This window comes from Kineosporia sp. R_H_3 (assembly GCF_002198675.1).
Lineage (GTDB): Bacteria > Actinomycetota > Actinomycetes > Actinomycetales > Kineosporiaceae > R-H-3.
This window is the reverse complement of sequence record NZ_MWLL01000191.1, coordinates 139,498-160,937: the sequence shown is the minus strand read 5'-3', so window position 1 is coordinate 160,937 and position 21,440 is coordinate 139,498. Positions and strand designations below refer to the sequence as shown.

Annotated in this window: 18 protein-coding genes; 12 read left to right on the top strand and 6 right to left on the bottom strand. The window is 73.9% G+C overall.

What is annotated here, in order from left to right; genetic code table 11:
• Window positions 1-63 precede the first annotated feature (63 nt).
• From ECOMGDLI_RS23420 to ECOMGDLI_RS23380, 9 genes are all read left to right on the top strand, one after another.
• Window positions 64-738 carry an L-ribulose-5-phosphate 4-epimerase gene (locus ECOMGDLI_RS23420; RefSeq protein ID WP_088319256.1) on the top strand — a complete coding sequence of 225 codons (675 nt, stop codon included), beginning with the start codon at window positions 64-66 and terminating at the stop codon, window positions 736-738.
• 8 nt (window positions 739-746) lie between these two features.
• The gene (gene araA / locus ECOMGDLI_RS23415) at window positions 747-2,267 is read left to right on the top strand and encodes an L-arabinose isomerase (RefSeq protein ID WP_088319255.1); all 1,521 of its coding nucleotides are present in this window, start codon (window positions 747-749) and stop codon (window positions 2,265-2,267) included.
• Window position 2,268: 1 nt separating this feature from the next.
• Window positions 2,269-3,849 (top strand): xylulokinase, encoded by a 1,581-nt coding sequence (locus ECOMGDLI_RS23410; RefSeq protein ID WP_088319254.1) that lies wholly within the window; start codon window positions 2,269-2,271, stop codon window positions 3,847-3,849.
• Between the two features lie 273 nt (window positions 3,850-4,122).
• Entirely contained in the window at window positions 4,123-5,130 is a 1,008-nt protein-coding gene (locus ECOMGDLI_RS23405) for an ABC transporter substrate-binding protein (RefSeq protein WP_088319253.1), read from the top strand.
• A gap of 68 nt (window positions 5,131-5,198) precedes the next feature.
• A complete protein-coding gene (locus ECOMGDLI_RS23400) occupies window positions 5,199-6,779 on the top strand; it encodes a sugar ABC transporter ATP-binding protein (protein WP_088319252.1) in 1,581 nt (526 codons plus the stop codon).
• On the top strand, window positions 6,779-7,837 hold the full coding sequence (locus ECOMGDLI_RS23395) for an ABC transporter permease (protein ID WP_088319251.1): 1,059 nt from the start codon (window positions 6,779-6,781) through the stop codon (window positions 7,835-7,837). The genes ECOMGDLI_RS23400 and ECOMGDLI_RS23395 overlap by 1 nt, the downstream gene beginning before the upstream one ends.
• Window positions 7,834-8,847, top strand: coding sequence for a sugar ABC transporter permease YjfF (locus tag ECOMGDLI_RS23390; RefSeq protein WP_088319250.1), 1,014 nt, complete (start codon window positions 7,834-7,836; stop codon window positions 8,845-8,847). Before ECOMGDLI_RS23395 ends, ECOMGDLI_RS23390 begins: the two co-directional genes overlap by 4 nt.
• Before the next feature lie 62 nt (window positions 8,848-8,909).
• Window positions 8,910-10,382, top strand: a complete 1,473-nt coding sequence (locus tag ECOMGDLI_RS23385; RefSeq protein WP_198955120.1) for a sugar ABC transporter ATP-binding protein — start codon at window positions 8,910-8,912, stop codon at window positions 10,380-10,382.
• Entirely contained in the window at window positions 10,375-11,418 is a 1,044-nt protein-coding gene (locus tag ECOMGDLI_RS23380; RefSeq protein WP_088319249.1) for a LacI family DNA-binding transcriptional regulator, read from the top strand. Before ECOMGDLI_RS23385 ends, ECOMGDLI_RS23380 begins: the two co-directional genes overlap by 8 nt.
• A gap of 27 nt (window positions 11,419-11,445) precedes the next feature.
• On the opposite strand, the gene ECOMGDLI_RS23375 is transcribed toward ECOMGDLI_RS23380, so the two are convergent.
• On the bottom strand, window positions 11,446-11,910 hold the full coding sequence (locus tag ECOMGDLI_RS23375) for a phage tail protein (protein WP_088319248.1): 465 nt from the start codon (window positions 11,908-11,910) through the stop codon (window positions 11,446-11,448).
• 208 nt (window positions 11,911-12,118) lie between these two features.
• On the opposite strand from ECOMGDLI_RS23375, the gene ECOMGDLI_RS23370 reads away from it, so the two are divergent.
• On the top strand, window positions 12,119-13,342 hold the full coding sequence (locus tag ECOMGDLI_RS23370; RefSeq protein WP_088319247.1) for a DivIVA domain-containing protein: 1,224 nt from the start codon (window positions 12,119-12,121) through the stop codon (window positions 13,340-13,342).
• A 16-nt stretch (window positions 13,343-13,358) separates the two neighbouring features.
• Here the strand turns inward: ECOMGDLI_RS23370 and ECOMGDLI_RS23365 are convergent, their stop codons facing one another.
• On the bottom strand, window positions 13,359-14,030 hold the full coding sequence (locus ECOMGDLI_RS23365; RefSeq protein WP_088319246.1) for an alpha/beta fold hydrolase: 672 nt from the start codon (window positions 14,028-14,030) through the stop codon (window positions 13,359-13,361).
• A gap of 160 nt (window positions 14,031-14,190) precedes the next feature.
• Here ECOMGDLI_RS23365 and ECOMGDLI_RS23360 point away from each other — a divergent pair, with 160 nt between their 5' ends.
• A complete protein-coding gene (locus ECOMGDLI_RS23360; RefSeq protein ID WP_233153598.1) occupies window positions 14,191-14,892 on the top strand; it encodes a response regulator transcription factor in 702 nt (233 codons plus the stop codon).
• A 2-nt stretch (window positions 14,893-14,894) separates the two neighbouring features.
• Entirely contained in the window at window positions 14,895-16,586 is a 1,692-nt protein-coding gene (locus tag ECOMGDLI_RS23355; RefSeq protein WP_198955119.1) for an ATP-binding protein, read from the top strand.
• 23 nt (window positions 16,587-16,609) lie between these two features.
• Here ECOMGDLI_RS23355 and ECOMGDLI_RS23350 read toward each other — a convergent pair whose 3' ends face one another.
• The 4 genes from ECOMGDLI_RS23350 to ECOMGDLI_RS23335 form a co-directional block, all read right to left on the bottom strand.
• Window positions 16,610-17,548 carry a TIGR03619 family F420-dependent LLM class oxidoreductase gene (locus tag ECOMGDLI_RS23350; RefSeq protein WP_088319244.1) on the bottom strand — a complete coding sequence of 313 codons (939 nt, stop codon included), beginning with the start codon at window positions 17,546-17,548 and terminating at the stop codon, window positions 16,610-16,612.
• A 19-nt stretch (window positions 17,549-17,567) separates the two neighbouring features.
• Entirely contained in the window at window positions 17,568-18,560 is a 993-nt protein-coding gene (locus tag ECOMGDLI_RS23345; RefSeq protein WP_088319243.1) for an LLM class flavin-dependent oxidoreductase, read from the bottom strand.
• A 134-nt stretch (window positions 18,561-18,694) separates the two neighbouring features.
• On the bottom strand, window positions 18,695-20,248 hold the full coding sequence (locus ECOMGDLI_RS23340; protein WP_088319242.1) for an AMP-binding protein: 1,554 nt from the start codon (window positions 20,246-20,248) through the stop codon (window positions 18,695-18,697).
• Window positions 20,249-20,365: 117 nt separating this feature from the next.
• Window positions 20,366-21,421, bottom strand: coding sequence for a GGDEF domain-containing protein (locus tag ECOMGDLI_RS23335; protein ID WP_088319241.1), 1,056 nt, complete (start codon window positions 21,419-21,421; stop codon window positions 20,366-20,368).
• Window positions 21,422-21,440: the final 19 nt, after the last annotated feature.

Here is a 21,440-nt window from a genome sequence, read left to right as displayed (position 1 = left end):
TTGACGACGGAATTGTCGAGCGCTAACAATCTGCGCAGGACGACCGACGCGGGACGGAGTGGCATGAGCGTGATCGCGGACGTCGCGGCGACGGTGGCGCGACTGCGGGCCGAGGTGTCGGCGCTGCACGCGGAGCTGACGCGCTACGGGCTCGTCGTGTGGACGGCCGGCAACGTGTCGGCCCGGGTGCCCGGCGCCGACCTGCTCGTCATCAAGCCCTCCGGGGTGTCGTACGACGAGCTCTCGCCGGACGCGATGGTCGTCACCGACCTCGACGGCGTCCTCGTCGACGGCGGGCGGACGCCGTCCTCCGACACCGCGGCGCACGCCTACGTCTACAAGCACCTGCCGCAGGTCGGCGGCGTCGTCCACACGCACTCGACGTACGCGACCGCCTGGGCCGCGCGCGGCGAACCCGTGCCGTGCGTCCTCACGATGGCGGCGGACGAGTTCGGCGGCGACATCCCGGTCGGGCCCTTCGCGCTCATCGGCGACGACTCGATCGGGCGCGGCATCGTCGAGACCCTGCGCGCGAGCCGCTCCCCGGCCGTCCTCATGCGCAACCACGGCGTCTTCACCGTCGGCGCGACCGCGAGGGCCGCGGTCAAGGCCGCCGTGATGTGCGAGGACGTGGCCCGCACCGTGCACGTCGCACGACAGCTCGGCGACCCGCTGCCGATCGACCAGAGCGACATCGACTCGCTGTACACCCGCTATCAGAACGTCTACGGACGCTAGGAGCCGTCGTGTCCCAGGCAAAGACGCCGAACAAGACCGTGTGGTTCGTGACCGGCAGCCAGGCGCTGTACGGGCCCGAGACGCTCGAGCAGGTCGCCGAGCAGTCGCGGCAGGTGGTCGGGCAGCTCGCGGACGGGCTGCAGGCTCCCGTCGAGCTGGTCTGGAAGCCTGTCGTCCTCACCGCTGACCAGATCCGGCGCACGCTGCTCGACGCGACGTCGGACGACGACTGCGTCGGGGTCGTCGTCTGGATGCACACCTTCTCGCCGGCGAAGATGTGGATCGCCGGGTTCGAGGTGCTGCACAAGCCGCTGCTGCACCTGCACACCCAGGCCAACCAGTCCCTGCCGTGGTCGACCATCGACATGGACTTCATGAACCTCAACCAGGCGGCCCACGGCGACCGCGAGCTGGCGCACCTCGCGGCCCGCGCCAACGTCGCCCGGACGATCGTCGTGGGGCACCCGACGAGTCCTGCGGTGGCGGCCAAGGTCACCGACTGGGCCCGGGCCGCCCTGGGCTGGCACACGATGCGCACCCTGCGGCTGGCCCGGTTCGGCGACAACATGCGCTTCGTCGCCGTCACCGACGGGGACAAGACCGGCGCCCAGCTCGCGCTCGGGATGTCGATCGAGCAGTACGGCGTCAACAGCCTCGTCGACGCCGTCGCCGAGGTGACCGACGCCGACGCCGAAGCCCTCACCGGGGAGTACGAGGAGCTGTACGACGTCGCACCCGAGCTGCGCCGCGGCGGGGACCGGCACGAGAGCCTCGTCTACGGCGCGAAGATCGAGATCGCCCTGCGCCACCTGCTCACCGCCGGCGGCTTCGGTGCCTTCACCAGCAACTTCGAGGACCTCGGCGGCCTGCGCCAGCTCCCGGGCCTGGCCGTGCAGCGGCTGATGGCCGACGGGTACGGCTTCGGCGGCGAGGGCGACTGGAAAACCTCCGCGCTGCTCGCGACGATGAAGGCGATGACCACGCCCGGCGGCGGCACGTCCTTCATGGAGGACTACACGTACCACTTCGGGCCGGGGCCGGAGCGCGTCCTCGGCGCCCACATGCTCGAGGTCTGCCCGAGCATCGCCGACGGCACGCCCCGCATCGAGATCCATCCCCTGGGCATCGGCGGCCGTGAGGACCCGGTCCGGATGGTCTTCACCGGGCGGCCGGGCCCCGGCCGGGTCGTGTGCCTCGTCGACCTGGGCGACCGCTTCCGGTTCGTCGCCAACGAGATCACCGTCGTCGCGCCGGACGAGGCGCTGCCGAACCTGCCCGTGGCCCGCGCGGTCTGGGAGCCGGCGCCGGACCTCGCCACCTCCGCCGAGGCCTGGATGCTCGCCGCGGGCAGCCATCACACGGTCCTCACGACGGACGTCCCGCTCGCGGCGGTGGAGCACCTGGCGCGGATGGCCGCCTCCGAGCTCGTGGTCATCGACAGCGGGACGACGATCCGTCGGCACCGCGCCGACCTCGAGGCGGGCGCGGCCTACCACCGGCTCGCGGCCGGGCTCACCGGGGGCCGCTGACATGTCCCGCGACGTGATCGCCGGCGGTCGCGCGGTCCTCGGCATCGAGCTCGGCTCCACCCGCATCAAGGCCTGCCTGGTCGACGGCGGAGGCGCCGTGCTGGCCACCGGGAGCCACCAGTGGGAGAGCAGCCTCGTCGAGGGCGTGTGGAGCTACTCCCTCGACGAGGTCTGGGCGGGCCTGCAGGACTGCTACGCCTCGCTCGTCTCCGAGACCGAGCGCCGGTACGGCGTCCGCCCGTCGAGCTACCGGGCGATCGGCGTCTCGGCCATGATGCACGGCTACCTGGCGTTCGGGCCCGACGACGAGCTCCTCGTGCCGTTCCGCACCTGGCGCAACACCTCGACCGCGGCCGCCTCGGCCCTGCTCACGCAGACCCTCGGGCAGAACATCCCGATGCGCTGGTCGGTGGCGCACCTGTTCCAGGCGGTCCTGGACGACGAGCCGCACGTCGCGCACCTGGCCCGTCTGACGACCCTGGCCGGCTACGTGCACGAGCGGCTGACCGGGCGCAGGGTCCTCGGGGTCGGCGACGCCTCGGGGATGTTCCCGGTGGACCCGGTCACGTGCACCTACGACGCCGGCATGCTCGCGGTCACGGACCGCCTGCTGGCCGCCCACGGGGACCTGCCGCCGCTCGCCGACCTGCTGCCCGAGGTCCTCCCGGCGGGCCGGCAGGCGGGCACGCTCACCGCTGAGGGAGCCCGGCTCCTCGACCCCGGCGGCACGCTGCGGCCGGGTGCCCCGCTGTGCCCGCCGGAAGGCGACGCAGGCACGGGCATGGTCGCCACCAACGCCGTGAACCCCCGGACGGCCAACGTGTCGGTGGGGACGAGCATCTTCGCCATGGTCGTCCTCGACGACCTCCTGACCGGCGCCGACGCCGCGATCGACCTCGTCACCACCCCGGCGGGCCTGCCTGTCGCGATGGTGCACTGCAACAACGGTGCGCACGAGATCGGTGTCTGGACCGGGCTGTTCACCGACTTCGCCGCGGCCCTGGGGCTCGACGTCGACGCGGACCGGACCTACGCCGCCCTGCTGCGCGCGGCGCTCGACGGCGAGCCCGACGCAGGTGGCGTGCTGTCGTACAACTATCTCGCCGGTGAGCCGGTCACGGGCCTGGCGGCGGGCCGGCCACTGGTCGTCCGGACGCCCGACGCGCGGTTCACCCTGGCCAACGTCATGCGTTCCCAGGTGTACGCGTCGTTCGCCACCCTCGCCCTCGGGATGCGCCTGTTGCGCAGCCGGGGTGTCAAGGTCGCCGTGATGCACGCCCACGGCGGCCTGTTCCGGACCGAGGGCGTCGCGCAGCGGCTGCTCGCCGCCTCGATCGACACCCCCGTGTCCGTCGCCCGGACCTCGGGCGAGGGCGGGGCGTGGGGGATCGCGCTCCTCGCCGGCTACCTGTCGCACGCGGCGGCGGCCGACCTCGGGACGTACCTCGACGAGCAGGTCTTCGCCGCGTCCGCCGGCAGCGTCGTCGCGCCCGACCCGTCGGACGTCGCCGGGTTCGGCGCGTTCCTCACGCGCTTCGAGGCGGGCCTGGAGGTCGAGCGCGCCGCCGTCAGGGCGCTCTAGGCACCGCCACGGTCGGCCCCGACGGCTGCCCGACGGCTGCCCGGCGGAGCGGGGTCAGGTGAGCCATCACATCGCTGATGTGATGGCTCACAAGCGATGCTCCAGCACGCGTTTGTGGCAGCGACGAGCACGAAGGTGTTACCGAAGTGTTACCGCGCACAATCTGCCGCGGGGCCAAATGTGAGGGCTAACATTCGGCAGGCGCCGAGCGCGTCAGACCCTCTTCCAGAAGGCAGTCCGGCATCGAGGCCGGTGTGACCAGGAGGTTCCACAATGAAGGTGAAGCTCTTGTCGGGAGTCGCGACCGTGGCCGTCCTGGCCATGGCGTTGACGGGCTGCGGCGGCGGGTCCTCCAGCGGCGGCGCGTCCGGCGGCGGTGCGTCCGAGGGTGGCGCGGGGGCGGCCAAGACCATCAAGGTCGGGTTCGCGCAGACCGGCTCCGAGTCGGGGTGGCGGGCCGCGAACACCAAGTCCATGAAGGAGGCCTTCTCGAAGGAGAAGGGCTTCGACCTCGTCTTCAACGCGGCCGACAACGACCCTGCGGCGCAGATCGCCGCCGTCCGCAGCTTCATCAGCCAGGGCGTCGACGCGATCGTCATCGCGCCGATCGTCTCGGACGGCTGGGACGACGTCCTCAAGGAGGCGCAGTCGGCCAAGATCCCGGTGATCCTCGAGGACCGCACGGTGAGTGCCTCGGAGGACCTCTACGCGGCGTGGGTCGGTGACGACTTCAAGAAGGAGGGCGAGACGGCCGGCAAGTGGGCCGCCGAGAACCTCGGCACGGCCGACACGAACATGGTCGTCCTCGAGGGCACGACCGGCTCCGCGCCCGCCAACGACCGCGCCGAGGGCTTCTCGTCCGCGATCGCCGGCACGAAGATCAAGACCGTCGCGAGCCAGACCGGCGACTTCACCCGGGACGGCGGCAAGAAGGTGATGGAGGGCTTCCTGCAGAAGTTCGGCGCCGACGGCATCGACCTCGTCTTCGCCCACAACGACGACATGGCGCTGGGTGCGATCGAGGCGATCGAGGCGGCCGGTGCGAAGCCGGGCACCGACATCAAGATCGTGTCCATCGATGCGGTCAAGGACGGCATGCAGGCCCTGGCCGACGGCAAGATCAACTACATCGTCGAGTGCAACCCGCTGCTCGGCGACCAGGCGGCCGAGCTCGTCAAGAAGGTCGTCGCGGGCCAGCCGGTCGAGAAGACCACGTACGCCGTGGACGGTGCGTTCGACCAGGAGGCCGCCAAGGCCGCCCTGCCGACCCGGGCCTACTGAGCCACCCGCCGAAGGCACCCCGCCCCTGCGACGAGCGGCCCGCCCGATCCAGGAAGAGGTTCCCACCGATGAACCCGGCGAACCCGACGGCTCCGGCCGCCCCCGCCGTCGCTGCGCGGCCCGTGGTCGAGATGCGCGGTATCACCGTGCGCTTCCCGGGCGTCCTCGCGCTCGACGAGGTGGACCTGCGACTGCGTCGAGGCGAGGTCCACGCGCTGCTCGGCGAGAACGGCGCCGGCAAGTCGACGCTGGTCAAGGCGCTCACCGGCGTCCACGGCATCGACGGCGGGAGCATCACCGTCGACGGCGTCGAGCGGACCTTCGCCTCCACGGCGGACGCGCAGGCGGCCGGCATCGCGACCGTCTACCAGGAGGTCAACCTCTGCCCGAACCTGTCGGTCGGGGAGAACATCACCCTGGGCCACGAGCCGCGCCGGCGCGGTCTCATCGACTGGCGGGCCGCGCACGAGCAGGCCGCCGGCCACCTGCGCCGCTTCGGCCTCGACATCGACCCGCGATCGGCCCTGAGCAGCCACCCGCTCGCCGTCCGCCAGCTTGTCGCCATCTGCCGCGCCATGGTCCTCGACGCCGGTGTGCTCATCCTCGACGAGCCGACGTCGAGCCTGGACCGCAGCGAGGTCGAGCGGTTGTTCGCGGTCGTCCGCGACCTGCGCGACCAGGGCGTCGCCATCGTCTTCATCAGTCACTTCCTCGACCAGGTCTACGAGATCTCCGACCGGATCACGGTGCTGCGCAACGGTCGCCTCGTCGGCGAGCACGTCGCCGCCGACCTGCCGCGCGGCGAGCTCGTCAGTGCGATGATCGGCCGCGAGCTCGAGGAGCTCGAGACGATCGGGCGCAGCGCCGCCCGTAGCGTCGACCGGACGACGACGCCGGTCCTGCGGGCCAGCGGCATCGCGCGCTCGCGGGCCCTCGAGCCGGTCGACGTCGACGTCTACGCCGGCGAGGTCGTCGGCCTCGCCGGGCTGCTCGGGTCCGGCCGCACCGAGCTCGCGCGACTGCTCGCCGGCGCGGACGCCGCGGACGCCGGGACCGTCGCGGTGCACGGCACGCCCGTCCGGCTGACGACCCCGCACCGCGCGCTCGCACGCCGGATCGCCTTCTCCTCGGAGGACCGCCGCGGCGAGGGGGTCGTCGGCGACCTCACGGTCGCGGAGAACATCCTGCTCGGGCTGCAGGCCCGGCGCGGCTGGCTGCGCCCCATCCGCAGGGCCGAGCGGGCCGCCGTCGTCGCCGAGTACGTCAGTGCCCTCGGCGTCCGGCCTGCGGACCCGGACATGCTCGTGCGCAACCTGTCGGGGGGCAACCAGCAGAAGGTGCTCCTGGGCCGGTGGCTCGCCACCGCCCCCGAGCTGCTCATCCTCGACGAGCCCACCCGCGGCATCGACGTCGGCGCCAAGGCCGACATCCAGCGCAAGGTGGCCGATCTCGCCGAGAAGGGCCTGTCGGTCCTGTTCATCTCCTCCGAGCTCGAGGAAGTGCTTCGATTGGCCCAGCGCATCGTCATCCTGCGCGACCGCCGCCGCGTCGGCGAGGTGGAGTCCCGCGAGACCGACCTCGACGGGCTCGTCGGTGTCATGGCCCAGACCCCGGGTGCCACCGCGGGTGTCACGAGGGAGGTGCTGTGATGGCCGGCGTCGTCCGGCACCGGCTGTTCTGGCCGGTGGTCTCGTTGCTCGCGCTCGTCGTCGTCAACGCCGCCGCGCGGCCCGGCTTCGTCAGGGTGACCGTCCGGGACGGGCACCTCTACGGCGCTCTCGTCGACATCCTGCGGCAGAGCGCGCCGCTCATGATGGTCGCCCTCGGCATGACGCTCGTCATCGCCACCCGGGGCATCGACCTGTCGGTCGGAGCCGTCATGGCCGTCTCCGGCGCGGTGGCGCTCACGCTCATCGACCGCTCGGCCGACCCCGGAGCGGTCGGCACGGTGCTCGTCGCGATCGCCGCAGGCGTCGGGATCGGCGTCGTCCTCGGCATGTGGAACGGGTTCCTCGTCACGGTGCTGCGCGTGCAGCCCATCGTCGCCACGCTCGTCCTCATGCTCGCCGGCCGCGGCGTCGCGTTGCTCGTCACGGGCGGCTTCATCACCACGGTGACGAGCCCGCCGTTGAAGTTCGTCGCCAGCGGTTACGTGTTCGGCCTGCCGTTCGCGCTGTGGCTGTCGGCGACCGCGGTGGCGGTCGTCGCCGTCGTCCAGCGCCGCACGGCCCTGGGCCTGCTCACCGAGGCGGTCGGGATCAACCCCGAGGCCAGCCGGCTCGCCGGCGTCCGGTCGCGCGGCATCGTCTTCACCGCGTACGTCGCGAGCGGTGGCCTCGCGGGGCTGGCGGGCATCCTCTACAGCTCGAACATCATGGCCGCCGACGCGAACGCCGCCGGGGAGTTCATCGAGCTCTACGCGATCGTCGCCGTCGTCCTGGGCCGCACCTCGCTGCTCGGCGGCAAGTTCAGCATCGCGGGCACCGCGGTCGGGGTGCTCGTCATCCAGACCCTGCAGTCCACCGTGCTGTTCCTCGGGGTGCCGTCGGCGCAGAGCCCGGTCTTCTTCGCGTTCGTCGTCGCCGTCGTCGTCCTCGTCCAGTCCCCGCAGCTGCACCGCCGCCTCGGGCGGCTCTCGCGCCGGCACCGCGGACCGGCGCCGGCGACCGCGCAGCAGCCCGCCCGTGACATGGAGGTGTCCGCGTGACCGTGATCGAGGCCCCCGCACCCGCCGGCCGCGCCGGCACCGTCAACCGGTTGCTCGACAGGCACGCGTCCGCGCTGCCGAGCGCGGCCGCCGTCGTCATCCTCCTGCTGCTGCTGGCCGGTGCGCAGGCGTACTTCGGCAACTTCGTCACCCCGCGCGTGCTGTCGGCACTTCTGCTCGACAACGCCTACCTCGTCATCCTCGCCGTCGGGATGACGATGGTCATCCTCACCGGCGGCATCGACCTGTCCGTCGGGTCGGTGCTGGCCTTCACCGGGATCCTCGGCGCGAGGATGCTCGCGGGCGGTACCTCCCCGCTGCTCGTGGTGGCCGTCATGGTGCTCGGCGGTGCGGCGATCGGGCTCATGATCGGCGTCCTCGTCCAGTACTTCGACGTCCAGCCATTCATCGCCTCGCTCGCCGGCCTGTTCCTCGCGCGCGGCCTGGCGTTCGTCGTCAGCCTGCAGTCGGTCAAGGTGACCAGCCCCGGCATCCTGTGGCTGCAGTCGACCCGGTTCCAGGCGGGCGACTGGTACGTCACCCCGACCGGTCTGCTGGCGCTCGCCGTCCTGCTGATCGGGGCCTTCACGCTGGCGTACACCCGGTTCGGCCGGACCGTCTACGCGATCGGCGGCGACGAGCAGTCCGCCCGGCTCATGGGCCTGGACGTCGCGCGCACACGGGTGCTCGTCTACGTCGTCAGCGGCGTGTGCAGCGGCCTCGGCGGGCTCGTGCTCACCGCCTACTCTGGTGCGGGGTACCCGCGCAACGGCATCGGCACCGAGCTCGACGTCATCGCCGCGGTGGTCATCGGCGGGACGCTGCTGAGCGGCGGTGTCGGGTACGTCCTCGGTTCGCTGGTCGGTGTGCTCGTGTATGGCACCATCAAGACCATCATCTCGTTCAAGGGGGCCGAGCAATCCTGGACCCAGATCACCATCGGGATGCTGCTGCTGGTCTTCATCGTGGTCCAGCAGGTGATCGTCGTGCGATCGGCCCGGCGACGCTAGCGACCAGCCCCTCCGCGTCGGCAGCGGCCGCGCAACCCCTGCTGGAACTGGCGGGCGCCTGCGTGGCGCTCGGCGGCGAGCTGGTCCTCCAGGACGTCGACTTCCGGCTCCTGCCCGGCGAGATCCACTCGCTCATGGGCGAGAACGGGGCCGGCAAGTCGACGCTCGTCAAGGCGGTCACGGGCGCGCTGCCGCTCGCGGCCGGCGTCATGACCCTCGACGGCCGGCCCCGCACGTTCCGCAGCCCGCAGCAGGCGCAGCAGGCCGGCATCTCCGCGGTGTACCAGGAGATCGACCTGCTGCCGAACCTCACCGTCGCGGAGAACATCTGCCTCGGCAGGGAGCCGCGGCGGTTCGGGCTCGTCGACTGGCGGGCCATGCGAGAGCGGGCCCGCGAGGCGTTGGACACCCTGGGCGTCGGGATCGACGTCACGTCGAGGCTCGGGACGCACTCCCTCGCCGTCCAGCAGCTCGTCGCGATCGCCCGGGCCGTCTCCGCCGATGTCCGGGTGCTCGTCCTCGACGAGCCGACGTCGAGCCTGGACGCCGACGAGTGCGCCGAGCTGTTCCGGGTCGTGCGGCAGTTCCGGTCCCGCGGCGCGGCCGTGCTGTTCGTGTCGCACTTCCTCGAGCAGGTGTACGACCTGTGCGACCGGGTCACCGTCCTGCGCGACGGCCGGTTCGTCGGGGAGTACCTGACCCGCGAGCTGCTCCGCAGGGACCTCGTGCAGGCGATGCTCGGCGACCGGCACATCCCGCGGCGGATGGCGCCCGCCCTGCGGGTGGCCGGCCCGCAGGAGCCGCCCTGGCTCAGCGTCCGCGGCCTCGTGGTTCCGGGCGTCGCCGGTGCCGACCTCGACCTGCTGCCGGGGGAGGTCCTCGGCGTCGCCGGCCTCCTCGGCTCTGGTCGCTCCGAGCTCGCGCGGGCGGTGACCGGCGTCGACCGGGTGCTCGACGGCACCCTGCAGGTCCGCGGGGAGGAACGGTCCTTCACCGGGCCGCGCGAGGCGATGGCCCTGGGCGTCGTCTACTCCTCGGAGAACCGTCGGACCGAGGGGATCATCGGCGACCTGAGCGTGCTCGACAACATCACCCTGGCGCTGCAGGCCGAGCAGGGCGTGCTGCGCCGCCTGCCCGAGGAGCGGCGCCGCGAGCTCGCGGCCAGCTGGGTCGAGGCGCTCGGGATCCGCCCCGCGGACCTGGACCGTCCGGCCGGCACGCTCTCCGGCGGCAACCAGCAGAAGGTCCTCCTGGCCAGGCTCCTCGCGCTCGCACCCCGGGTGCTCGTCCTCGACGAGCCCACCCGCGGCATCGACGTCGGCTCCAAGGTCGAGGTGCAGAACCTCGTCCGCGAGCTGGCCGACAACGGGGTCGCGGTGATGTTCATCTCGGTCGAGCTCGACGAGGTGCTCCGGGTCGGCAACCGGGTCGCGATCCTGCAGAGTGGGCGGGTGCTGGAGACGCTGGCGGCGGAGGACCTCACGGTCGACTCGTTGACGGCGCTCGTCACGGGAGCCGACGAGGTCGATGGCTGAGCCCGACGCGACCGCGGTGCCCGGACGCCGGGAGCGCGACGCCAACATCTTCGACGTCGCGCGCCTCGCAGGCGTGTCGCACCAGACCGTCTCGCGTGTCATCAACGACCATCCGAGCGTCCGGCCGGCGACGCGGGCCCGGGTGCAGAAGGCCATCGCCCAGCTCCAGTACAGCCCCTCGCCGGCAGCGCGGGCCCTGGTCACCCGGCGCACCCGGACGATCGGGCTCGTCACGCCCGGGGTGTCCGACTACGGGCCGACGTCGATCGCCGTGCACTTCAGCTTCGCGGCCCGGGCCGCGCGCTACCACGTGCAGTCGGTGAGCGCGCCGGACGACCCGCAGGCGGTGCGCGAGGTCATCGACGGGCTGCTGCGCCAGCGGGTCGACGGCCTCGTCCTCGTCGTGGCCGACGTCTCGGTGCTCGAGGCCGTCAAGGGTCTCGACCTGGCGGTCCCGCTCGTCGCGGCGGCGTCCACCGCCCGGCGCGGACCGCTCGTCGTGTCGATCGACCAGTACCGGGGGGCGCGGTCCGCCGTGCGTCACCTCGCCGAGCTCGGCTACGAGCGGATCCTGCACCTGGCCGGCCCGCCCACGGCGCTGGACGCCATCGAGCGCGTCCGCGGCTGGCGGGACGAGCTCGGCTCCCGCCGCCTCGAGGTGGTCGAGCCCGAGCACGGCGACTGGAGCGCCGAGAGCGGCTACCGCCTGGGCCTGCAGCAGCCGCTCGGGCCGGGGGACGCGGTCTTCGTGGGCAACGACCACATGGCCATCGGCCTGCTGTCGGCGTTGCGGGAGCGTGGGCTCGCGGTCCCGGAGGACGTCGCCGTCGTCGGGTTCGACGACGTGCCGGAGGCCGGGTACCTGTACCCGGCACTGACGACCGTGCGGCAGGACTTCGAGCAGCTGGGCCGGCTCATCATGCAGAAGGTGCTGCTGGCGGTCGAGGAACCGCTCACGGTGACCGAGGACACGCCGATCCCGACCCGCCTCGTCCTGCGGGCGTCCACCCCGGCACCGGCGCGCGGCGCTCGCTGAACCTCGCGGTCGCGTGCACCGCGCTCGTCAGTGCTCGCCCTTGATGACGAAGAACGAGCCGCGGATGGTGCCGGCCAACGTGGACCTCTGGGTCGCGAACTTGAACCGGGAGGCGAGCTCGTCGGGGACCGGCATGCCCTCGGACAGCTTGAACCCGACCGCGCGCTTGGCGCCGTCCTCGAGCCCGTACATGACGTTGACCGCGAGCCCCGACTCGTAGAAGACGTACGCGAAGCGGGTCCCGCCGGTGACGAAGGCGGAGGCCTCGAGCGGGCGCGACGCGATGACGATGTCGCGCTCGGTCTCGAGGACGCCGTGCACCCAGGCGACCGTCTCCGCCGCGTCACCCGCGGCCTCGACGGTGAAGACGTGGTCGTACTTGTTCTTGAAGTACCGGGCCTCGTTGGCCCGCAGCCCGGCGAGCGCGTCCGCGACGGGGGAGGACTCCAGGCCGGCCGTGGAGACCGCCTTGAAGTCGACGACATGCGGCACAGGGCACCTCCGAGGTCCCGGCGGCGGAGCCGGGCTCGTTCCGGGGACACGACCGCACAGATGGTAGTGGCGGCGGCTGGTGGTGGCGGCTGCGCGACGCTCTGCGGCGGACCTGTGCATCGGGGCCTGCCGGGACACCTGCCGTGGGATGCTTAACACGACGCCCCGCCGGACCCCGGGGGCGCAGCGATCTGCGAGGTGCGCGGGCGTGGACGCAACGGACAGCAGGCCCGACTTCCGGACGGTTCCCCGCGGCTACGACCGCGGTGAGGTGGACGCCGCCGTGGCCCGTCTCGAGGCGGCCGTCGCGGACGCCCGGGCGCGGGTCGAGGCGATCGACCACCGGGCCGAGGGTCTCGCCGACCAGGTGGCCCAGGCCCGCGGCCAGGTGCTCGAGGTGCAGCGGGTCTCGCGCAGCAGCGGCCTCGGCGCCGGGGTGGACCGGCTCCTGCGGCTGACCCAGGAGCAGGCCTGGGACGTCGTCCAGCTCGCTGCCGCGGACGCCGCCCAGATCGAGGGGGACGCCGCCGTCCGGGCCCGTGCCCTGCGCGACACGGCCCGCAGCGAGTCCGCGGACCTCAGGGTCGCGGCCCACCGGGAGGCCGAGCAGCTGCGCCGGTCAGCCGCCGAGCACGCCGAGCAGGTCGTCGCCGCTGCGAACCGGGAGGCGGCCGGGCTTCTCGCGGGCGCCGAGCGGGACGCGGCAGCGCTCCGGTCCGCCGCGGAGCAAGAGGCAGCCGCGCTGCGGACCGCGGTGAAGCGTGAGCTCGCCCCGCTGCGCGCCGCCGCCGAGCGCGACGTCGCCGAGCTGCGGGCGGCAGCACGCCGCGACGTCGACGCGCTGCGGACCGCGGCCGCCGCGGAGGCCGCCGAGCTGCGGGCCGCCGCCACCGCGCACCACGAGCAGACCCTCGCCGACGCGGCCCGGACGACCGCCGACCTGGAGGCCGACCTCGCCGCGCGCGAGGCGGAGGCCGACCGGCTCGCACGCGAGCGCCAGGAGCAGTCCGTCGCCGGGACGACCCGGCAGCTCGCGGACGCGACGGCGCGGCGGGAGACGGCCGAGCAGGAGGAGGCGACGGCGATCGCGCGGGCGGAGAAGGCCCGCCGGGACGCCGAGGAGTACGCGACGACCCTCGTCGCCGACGCGCAGCAGACGGCGGACCAGCTCCTCGCCGAGGCCCGTGCGCTCGCCGACCGGACGACGACCGAGGCCGACACCGAGGCCGGGTCGGTCCGCGGTACGGCCGAGGACGAGGTCGAGGCGCTGGTCCGGCAGCGGGACGAGATCGCGACGCAGATCGACCAGCTCCGCGGGATCCTCGGCCCGGCGGCGACGGTGGGTGCCGACGCGGGTGACGACGCGGGTGCCGACCCCGGTGCGGGCGGCGCCGTCGTCCTCGATCAGGAGCAGGCGGGGTCCACGGCGTAGCCGGGCCGGCGCGGCGTCACCGGGCCAGCAGCCGGGCCAGCGGACGTGGCTGCGCGAGCGCCGCGCAGTGCCCGGCGTCGAGCTCCTCCGGGACGACGCCGAGCCGCTCGCGGACGACGCGACGCTGGAAGGCCGCCGGGAAGAGGCGGTCCTGCGTGCAGAGCACGAACCGGGTCGGCACGTCCGGCCAGGCGTCGAGCGGCCAGGGCTGCGCGCAGGCGGCGGGCGACGGGTGCGCGCGCTCGCGAGCGAGCGCCTCGGTCGCGACGGCGTGCGGGACGTCGTGGTAGTAGCAGACCCGCGGGTCCTCGTGCCCGGTGAGGCCGCCGTCGGCCGCTGCCTGCTCGCGGGCTGCGTGCGCCCAGCCGGTGGCCGTCCACCAGTCGTCGGGCGGTTCACCGGGCGCGGGCACCATCCCGGCCAGCAGGACGAGCCCCCGGACCGGCAGCGCGGCCGCGACGAGCGGTGCCGTGAACGCCCCGAAGGAGTGGCCGACGACGACGACGTCCTCGCGGTCGCGTACCGCGTCGACGACGACGTCGGCGTAGTCGCTCAGCGTCGCCGTCGCGGCGTCCGCCGGGAGGTCCGGGGCCACGGCGTCGTGTCCCAGGGCCCGCAGCTCGGCCTCGAGGAGGTGCCAGTCCCAGCCGCTGCCGCCGGCGCCGTGCACGAGCGCGAAGGTGGTCATGGTCCGGCAGCCTCCTCCCGGGGGCGGTCCCCGTCGAGGGTCCGATCGTTCCTGCGCCTGCACGGACGGGCATCTCGATCACCCGGCCGCGGGCCGGCCATTGCCGCGGAGCCGCCGGCCCGGCACGATCAGGGCACGCCTCGACGGTGAGGAGGTGCCGGTGGCCGCCGCGACCCGCGTGCTCGTCGTGGACGACGACGAGCGGATCCGCACGCTCCTGTCCTGGAAGCTCGAGGACGAGGGCTACGCCGTGGTCTGCGCGGCGGACGGCGCCGCGGCGCTCGAGCGTCTCGGCGCGGACCGGCCCGACCTCGTCGTCCTGGACCTGTCGCTGCCGCGTCTGGGCGGCCTCGACGTCCTGCGTCGGGTCCGTGCCGGGCAGGACGGCGGCCCGCCCGTCATCATCCTGTCGGGGCGCAACGGCGAGACGGACCGGATCATCGGGCTGGACCTCGGGGCCGACGACTACCTCGTCAAGCCGTTCTCGCCCGCCGAGCTCGCGGCCCGGGTCCGGTCGGTGCTGCGCCGGGCCGCCCGCCCCGCACCGGCGGCGGTGCCCGCGCCGGATCCCGGTGTGGGGCTGCGGGTCGACGTCCAGAGCCGTGAGGTCTTCGTCGACGGCCGGGCCGTCGAGCTGACCGCCCGTGAGTTCGACCTGCTCGCCTTCCTCGTCGCGCACCCCCGGGAGGTCTTCACCCGGGCCCAGCTGCTGACCCGGGTCTGGGCCAGCGACGCGGGCTGGCAGGGCGAGGCGACGGTGACCGAGCACGTCCACCGGATCCGGTCGAAGGTCGAGCCCGACCCGTCCAGACCCCGCTGGCTGCGCACGGTCCGCGGGGTCGGCTACCGGGCGGAGCCCTGACGGTGACGCCCGCGGAGACCGTGCGCGTCACCGCCGCCGCGCCGGGCGGGCTGGCGCGGGACGACACGCTGCGCCTGCTCGACTCCCAGACCCGGGTCCTCGAGCTCATGGCCGGCGGCGCGGCCCTGGCCGAGGTGCTGTCGGCGGTCGTCACCGCGCTCGAGGACCTGCTCGACGGCGCGCGCTGCTCCGTCCTGCTGCTCGACCCGGCGACCCGGACGCTGCGGCACGGCGCCGCCCCGAGCCTGCCGGCGCAGTACGTCGCGGCCATCGACGGCCTGGGCATCGGCGCCGACGCCGGGTCCTGCGGGACCGCGGCCCACCTGGGGCACCCCGTCGTCGCCGAGGACGTCCTCACCGACCCGCGCTGGCAGCGCTACCGCGAGGCCGCGCGCCCGCACGGGCTGCGTTCGTGCTGGTCGACACCGATCCGGGCCCGCTCGGGCATCGTCGGCACGTTCGCCGTCTACACCGGGCAGCCGCACCGGCCGGGGCCGCGCGAGGAGCTCCTCGTCGAACGGCTCACCCACCTCGCGTCCGTCGCCATCGACCACGCCGGCCTGTTCGGCGCGCTCGCGGAGAGCGAGGAACGGTTCCGGCACGCGTTCGAGGACAACGCCGTCGGGATGGCGCTCAGCGACCTCGACGGCCGCTTCGTCAAGGTCAACGCCGCGCTCGCCAGGATGCTGGGCCGCACCGAGGGCGAGCTGCTCGGCACGGCGCTCGCGGACGTCGTGTCGCCCGTCCCCGCGGGCGAGCCCGGTGCGGCGGCCCCGGTCGCCGGGATCGTCGCGGCGGCCACGCAGGGGAGCGTGCACCTCGAGGCGCTGGCCCGCCGTCCGGACGGGAGCGTGCTGCGGCTGGCGGTCACGGCGTCCGCGGTCCGGGCGGCGGACGGTGCCCCGCGGCTGGTGAGCCTCAACCTCCTCGACGTCACCCAGCGGGAGATCGCCGAGGCCGAGCGCCGCGGCCGCCGTGAGGCCGAGGTGGCCCGCAGCGTCGCCGAGGCGGCCAGCCGGGCCAAGACGGACTTCCTCTCCGCGATGAGCCACGAGATCCGCACGCCGCTGCAGGCCATCCGCGGCTTCACCGAGCTGCTGCGCACCCTGGACCTGCCGCCGGAGCGGCGGGCCGCCGCGCTCGAGCACATCGAGGGGGCGTCCGCGCACGTCACCGCGCTCGTCGACGACGTCCTCGACATCTCCCGGATCGAGGCCGGTGCGCTGCCCGTGGAACAGGTCCGGGTCGACGTGGGACGGCTGTTCCACGAGGTGGTCGAGCTGCTCGCCCCGGTCGCCGCGGCGGCCACCGTCACGCTCGTCGTCGGGCCGGGCCCGCGCGGGCACGCCCGCGCGGACGAACGCCGGCTCCGCCAGGTGCTCATCAACCTGGTGTCGAACGGGATCCGCTACAACCGGGCGGGCGGAGCGGTGACGCTCATGGCCGCCGGGCCGGACGACGCGGGGTGCGTCGTCCTTCGGGTCGAGGACACCGGCCGCGGCATCCCCGAGGAGCTGCGCGAACGGCTCTTCGTCCCGTTCGACCGGCTCGGCAGCGAGCTGGCCGCGGACGGCGGGATCGGGCTCGGGCTCTCGCTCGCCCACGGCCTCACGACGACGATGGGCGGCCGGCTCGGGATCGACAGCGTCGTCGGCGTCGGGACGACGGTCACCCTCACGCTGCCGGCGGGCTGAGGCCCGCGACGTCTCGGCTCGGTCTACTGCGGACGGCGGACCGGGGCGAACACGTCGAGCACGTGCTCGGCGTGGTCGAGCGACGCGTGCTCGTCGGCGTCCGCGGCGCTGACCCGGGGCGAGAGGTTGAGGTCGAGGAAGACCTCGGTGACGCCCCGCGCGCGCAGGGCGGCGAGGTCGTCGAGCACCTGCTCGCGCGTCCCCTGCAGCGGTCGGCGGGTGCCGCCGGGGTCGCGGTCGACGAGGTCGACGACGCCGCGCACGACGATCCGCACCGCGCCCGGGTCCCGGCCCGCCTCGCGCGCGCCGTCGCGGACGGCCGCGACGCAGTCCGCGATCGTGGCGGGGTCGTGCCGGCTGCTGCCGATCCAGCCCTGGGCGAGCCGGCCCGCGCGGCGCAGCGCCGGCGCCGCGGTGCCACCGAGCAGCACCGGCGGGTGCGGGCGCTGCACCGGCGGCGGTCCCGTGCGCGAGCGGGGGACCGTGTAGAACTCCCCGGAGAACTCCACCGGGTCCTGCGTCCACAGCGCGAGGAGGCAGCGCAGGTACTCCTCCATCCGCGCGCCGCGGCGCTCGAACGGCACGCCGGCCGCGGCGTACTCCTGCGGCAGCCAACCGATCCCGAGCCCTGCGGTGAGCCGGCCGCCGGACACGACGTCGAGCGACGTCAGCGTCTTGGCCAGCACGACCGGCGGTGTGAACGGCGCGCAGATCGTCGCCGTCCCGAGCCCGATCCGCGTCGTCCGCGCGGCCGCGAGCGTCAGCGCGACGACGGGGTCGAGCACGGCGCGGTGCGCCGGCTCGAGGTCCGCGTCGTCCGGGCGGAGCAGACGCTGGAAGGTCCACAGCGCCGCGTACCCGAGCGCCTCGGCCCGCCGGGCGACCCGGCCGATCGTGGCCGGGGTCGCCCAGCTGCCCGCGACGGGGAGCCCGAACCCCAGCAGGGGCAGGGCATCCGTCACGCGCGTGGCCCGGTGCGGGTCAGCTCGCCTCGACCTTCGGCATGATCTCCTCGGTGAGGCGCTTGAGGTCGTCGAGCGTCTTGGAGACGGGCACGTCCTGGAACGGCGGCCACAGCAGCGGCATCGTCAGGCCCGCCTCCTTGTAGCGCTTGAGGGTGTCGGTGATCTGCGCCGCGGTGCCGGCGAGCAGGTTCGTGCCCTTGCCGGCCGGGGTCTGGTCGGTCTCGGTGTCGGTGATGACGAACCAGATCATGCTGCAGATGTCGAGGTCCTCGACCGACCGTGCGCTGCCGATGTCCTCGAGCTCGCGGTGGATCGCCGTCCGCCAGTTCGCGAGCTCCTCGGGCGTGTCCTGGATGCCGATCCAGCCCGCCAGGTCGTACTTGGCGATCCGGGCCGCCGAGCGCTTGGGGTCCTTGAGCCCGCTGAAGTAGATCGGCGGGTGCGGGTCCTGCAACGGCTTGGCGCCGAAGCCGCAGCGCTCGAAGTCGGCGAACTCGCCGTGGTACTCGAAGAGGTCGTTGCCCCAGATGCCCTGCATGATCTCGATGGTCTCCCGCACGTGCGCGTGCCGGCGGGGGAACAGGTGCGCGGCGCTGGACGCCGCGAACTCCTCGGGCATCCAGCCGGAGCCGATCCCGACGTTGAGCCGCCCGTTCGACAGGTGGTCGACGGTCGCGAGCTCGGCCGCGAGGACGCCGGGGGCGCGGTAGGGCGTGTCGATGATGCTCATGCCGATCCGCACCTTCGACGTCTTCGCCGCCAGCCAGGGGATCAGCGGCCAGCCCTGGTACCACTCGCCGCGCGAGGACACCGGCAGGGCCTTGGGGAACTCGGTCATCATCCCGAACGGGAACTGCAGCTCCCCGCGGTCCGAGGCCTCCGGGACGACGATCCGGTCGAGGGTCCAGACGGAGTCGAAGTCGAGCTCCTCGGCGAGGGCGGTCAGGTCCTCGAGCTCGGAGACCGTGACCTTGTCGCGGAAGTTGGGCAGGTACAGGGCGAGCTTCATGACGACCTCCGGACGGCGCTGTACGGGATCTCACGGCCCGGTGCTGCCACGGGCGCGACGCCCGGCGACCTGGCCTGCTGCCGGGGACATTAACAGCGCGCCCGGTGCAGCGGAACGGCCCGCGGCAGCGTTGTTCAACCGTTGAGGAAAGCGCCGCCGGCCTCGTCCCGGAGCTGCTGCCGCAGCTCCCGTTTGACCACCTTGCCGTAGTTGTTCGTCGGGAGGGCGTCGACGAAGCGGTACTCCTTGGGGCGCTTGTAGCGGGCGATCCGGTCCAGGCAGGTCCGGTCGAGGTCGGCGGGCGGCGGCGCGGCGCCGCCGTCGCTCACGACGAAGGCGACGACGGCCTCGCCCCACTCGGGGTCCGGCCGGCCGACGACCGCGGCCGCGCGCACGCCCGGGTGGGTGAGCAGCGCCTCCTCGACCTCGCGCGGGTAGATGTTCATGCCGCCGCTGATGATGAGGTCCTTGGACCGGTCGCGCAGGGTGAGGTAACCGTCGGCGTCGAAGCTGCCGACGTCCCCGGTGTGCAACCAGCCGCCCCGCAGCGTCTCGGCCGTCGCCGCGGGGTCCTCCCAGTAGCCGGCCATGACGACGTCGCCGCGGACGACGATCTCGCCGGGCTCGCCGGCAGGCAGCTCACGGTCCTCGTCGTCGACGACCCGGACCTCGACGTCGGTGCGCGGGGTGCCGACGCTCTGCATCCGCGTGCGCCAGCGCGGGTCCTCCCGGTCGGCGTGGTCGGCCTTCGAGAGCGCGGTGATCGTCATCGGGGTCTCGCCCTGCCCGTAGATCTGGGCCAGCCGCGGGCCGAAGACCTCCAGGGCGTCCTCGAGGTCGGCCAGGTACATCGGCGCCCCGCCGTAGATGATCGTCTTGAGGTGGTCCCGGGCGACGGCGGCCACGGCCGGGTCGCCGGCCAGCCGCTTGACCATCGTCGGGGCGGCGAAGAACGACGTGCCCGGCCAGCGCTGCAGCAGGGCCGCGATCTCCGCGCCGTCGACGCCGCCCGACCTCGGGACGACGCTCACGGCGCCCCGGGCCACGTGCGGCAGGCCGTACAGGCCGGAGCCGTGCGACAGCGGCGCCGCGTGCAGGACGGCGTCCTGCGCCGAGACGGGGTCGATGTCGGCGAAGTAGCTGAGGGAGGCCATGAGCAGGTTGCGCGCCGTGAGCGTGGCTCCCTTGGGCCGCCCGGTGGTGCCGCTGGTGTAGAAGAGCCACGCCGGGTCCTGCGGCCGCAGCGTCGCCGGCGGGACCGCGGACGCGGCGGTGAGCCGGGTCCATGCCTCGCCGGGGGCCACCACCCCCGCCCGCAGGGACGCGACCTCACCGACCAGCGAGCGGACGTCGTCCGCGTGCTCCTCGTCGGTCAGCACGACGGCCGCGGCGCTGTGCCCGAGGATGTACGCGAGCTCGTCGCGGTGGAGCCGGGCGTTGACCGGCACGGCGGCCAGACCCGCGTGCCAGACGGCGAACAGCGCCTCGAGGTACTCCGGCCGGTTGCGCATGACGATGGCGACCCGGTCGCCGGGCGCGAGGCCGAACCCGGTCCGCAGACCGCCGGCGACGGCGGCCACGGTCGACGCCCAGCCGGCCCACGTGGAGTGCACCTGCTCGCCCTCGGCGAGCGCCGGGCGGTCCGGCCGCTGCCGGGCGTGCCGCTCCACCCAGGAGGCCGGGTTCACCGCCGGCCCCCGGCCCCGACGGTGCAGCCCGGACGCGCATGCTGAGGTCGCCGCTCCACGAGGGGATGGTAGGGCCGCCTGTCGGCGCGCGGGAGACCCCGGGCGACGGGCGGGCGGCTACCCGGAGACCTCGGCCCCGGCGTCGGTGCCGCCGGGCCCGGGCAGGACGGTCCGGTTGCGGCCGGCCCGCTTCGCCTCGTACATGCGGGCGTCCGCCAGACGGACCAGCGTGTCGAGCAGCTCGTGGTCGTCGAGGTCGGGGGCGGCCCAGGCCGCCCCGATGCTCACGGTCACCGGGCGCAGGGCGTCCGCCTGCTCGACCGTGCGCCGGACGCGCTCGGCAGCCGCCCGTACCTGTTCCACGGGGGCGACGAGGACGACGGCCAGCTCCTCGCCCCCGAAGCGGACGACGACGTCCTCGGCCCGTACGGCAGCGGCCGTCGCCGCTGCCACCGAGCGGAGCACCTCGTCACCGGCCAGGTGCCCGAGCTCGTCGTTGATGCGTTTGAAGTGGTCGACGTCGGCCAGCAGGACGGTGACGGGCATGCCCGCCCTGCGCGCCCGGGCCACGGCCGACGGGAAGGCGGCGTCCAGCCCCCGCCGGTTGAGCAGCCCGGTCAGGGGATCGGTGACGACGGCCCGGTCCAGCTGCCGGCGTAGCAGGACCACGATGACGGCGGGGCACGAGCACGCGACGACCAGGACGGCCGTGCGGATGAGGTGGACCTCGGGCCGGGCGGGGACCAGCGCGTTGATCGCCCAGGCACTGCCCGTGGCGATCGCGATCTGGACCTTGAGCCACCGCGGTGGGAGGAACGTGCCGGTGAACAGCGTCGGCAGGCTCAGCAGGGCGCCGGCGGTCGTGCCGTTGCGGTCGGTCGACGCGTAGCCGGACAGGACGATCGCGATGTCGCCGAACAGCACGATGCCGACCATCCCCGCGCGGCCGAGGCGACCACGGCGCACGAGCAGCGCGCCCAGGACGATGCACGGCACGCCCGTCAGGCCGAAGGCCAGGGCCCAGTCACGGCGGATGTAGTCGGGGACCGCGAGGGAGAGGTAGATCAGAGCGGCCGAGGAGAACAGGAACGCGGCGGCAGCGAGCGGCGCGGCGTCCGCGTGGACGGTGCGCCGGGGCTGTCGCCGCCTCGTCGTGCTCGCCAGACCCGGCACCGTAGAGGGATCGGCGAGG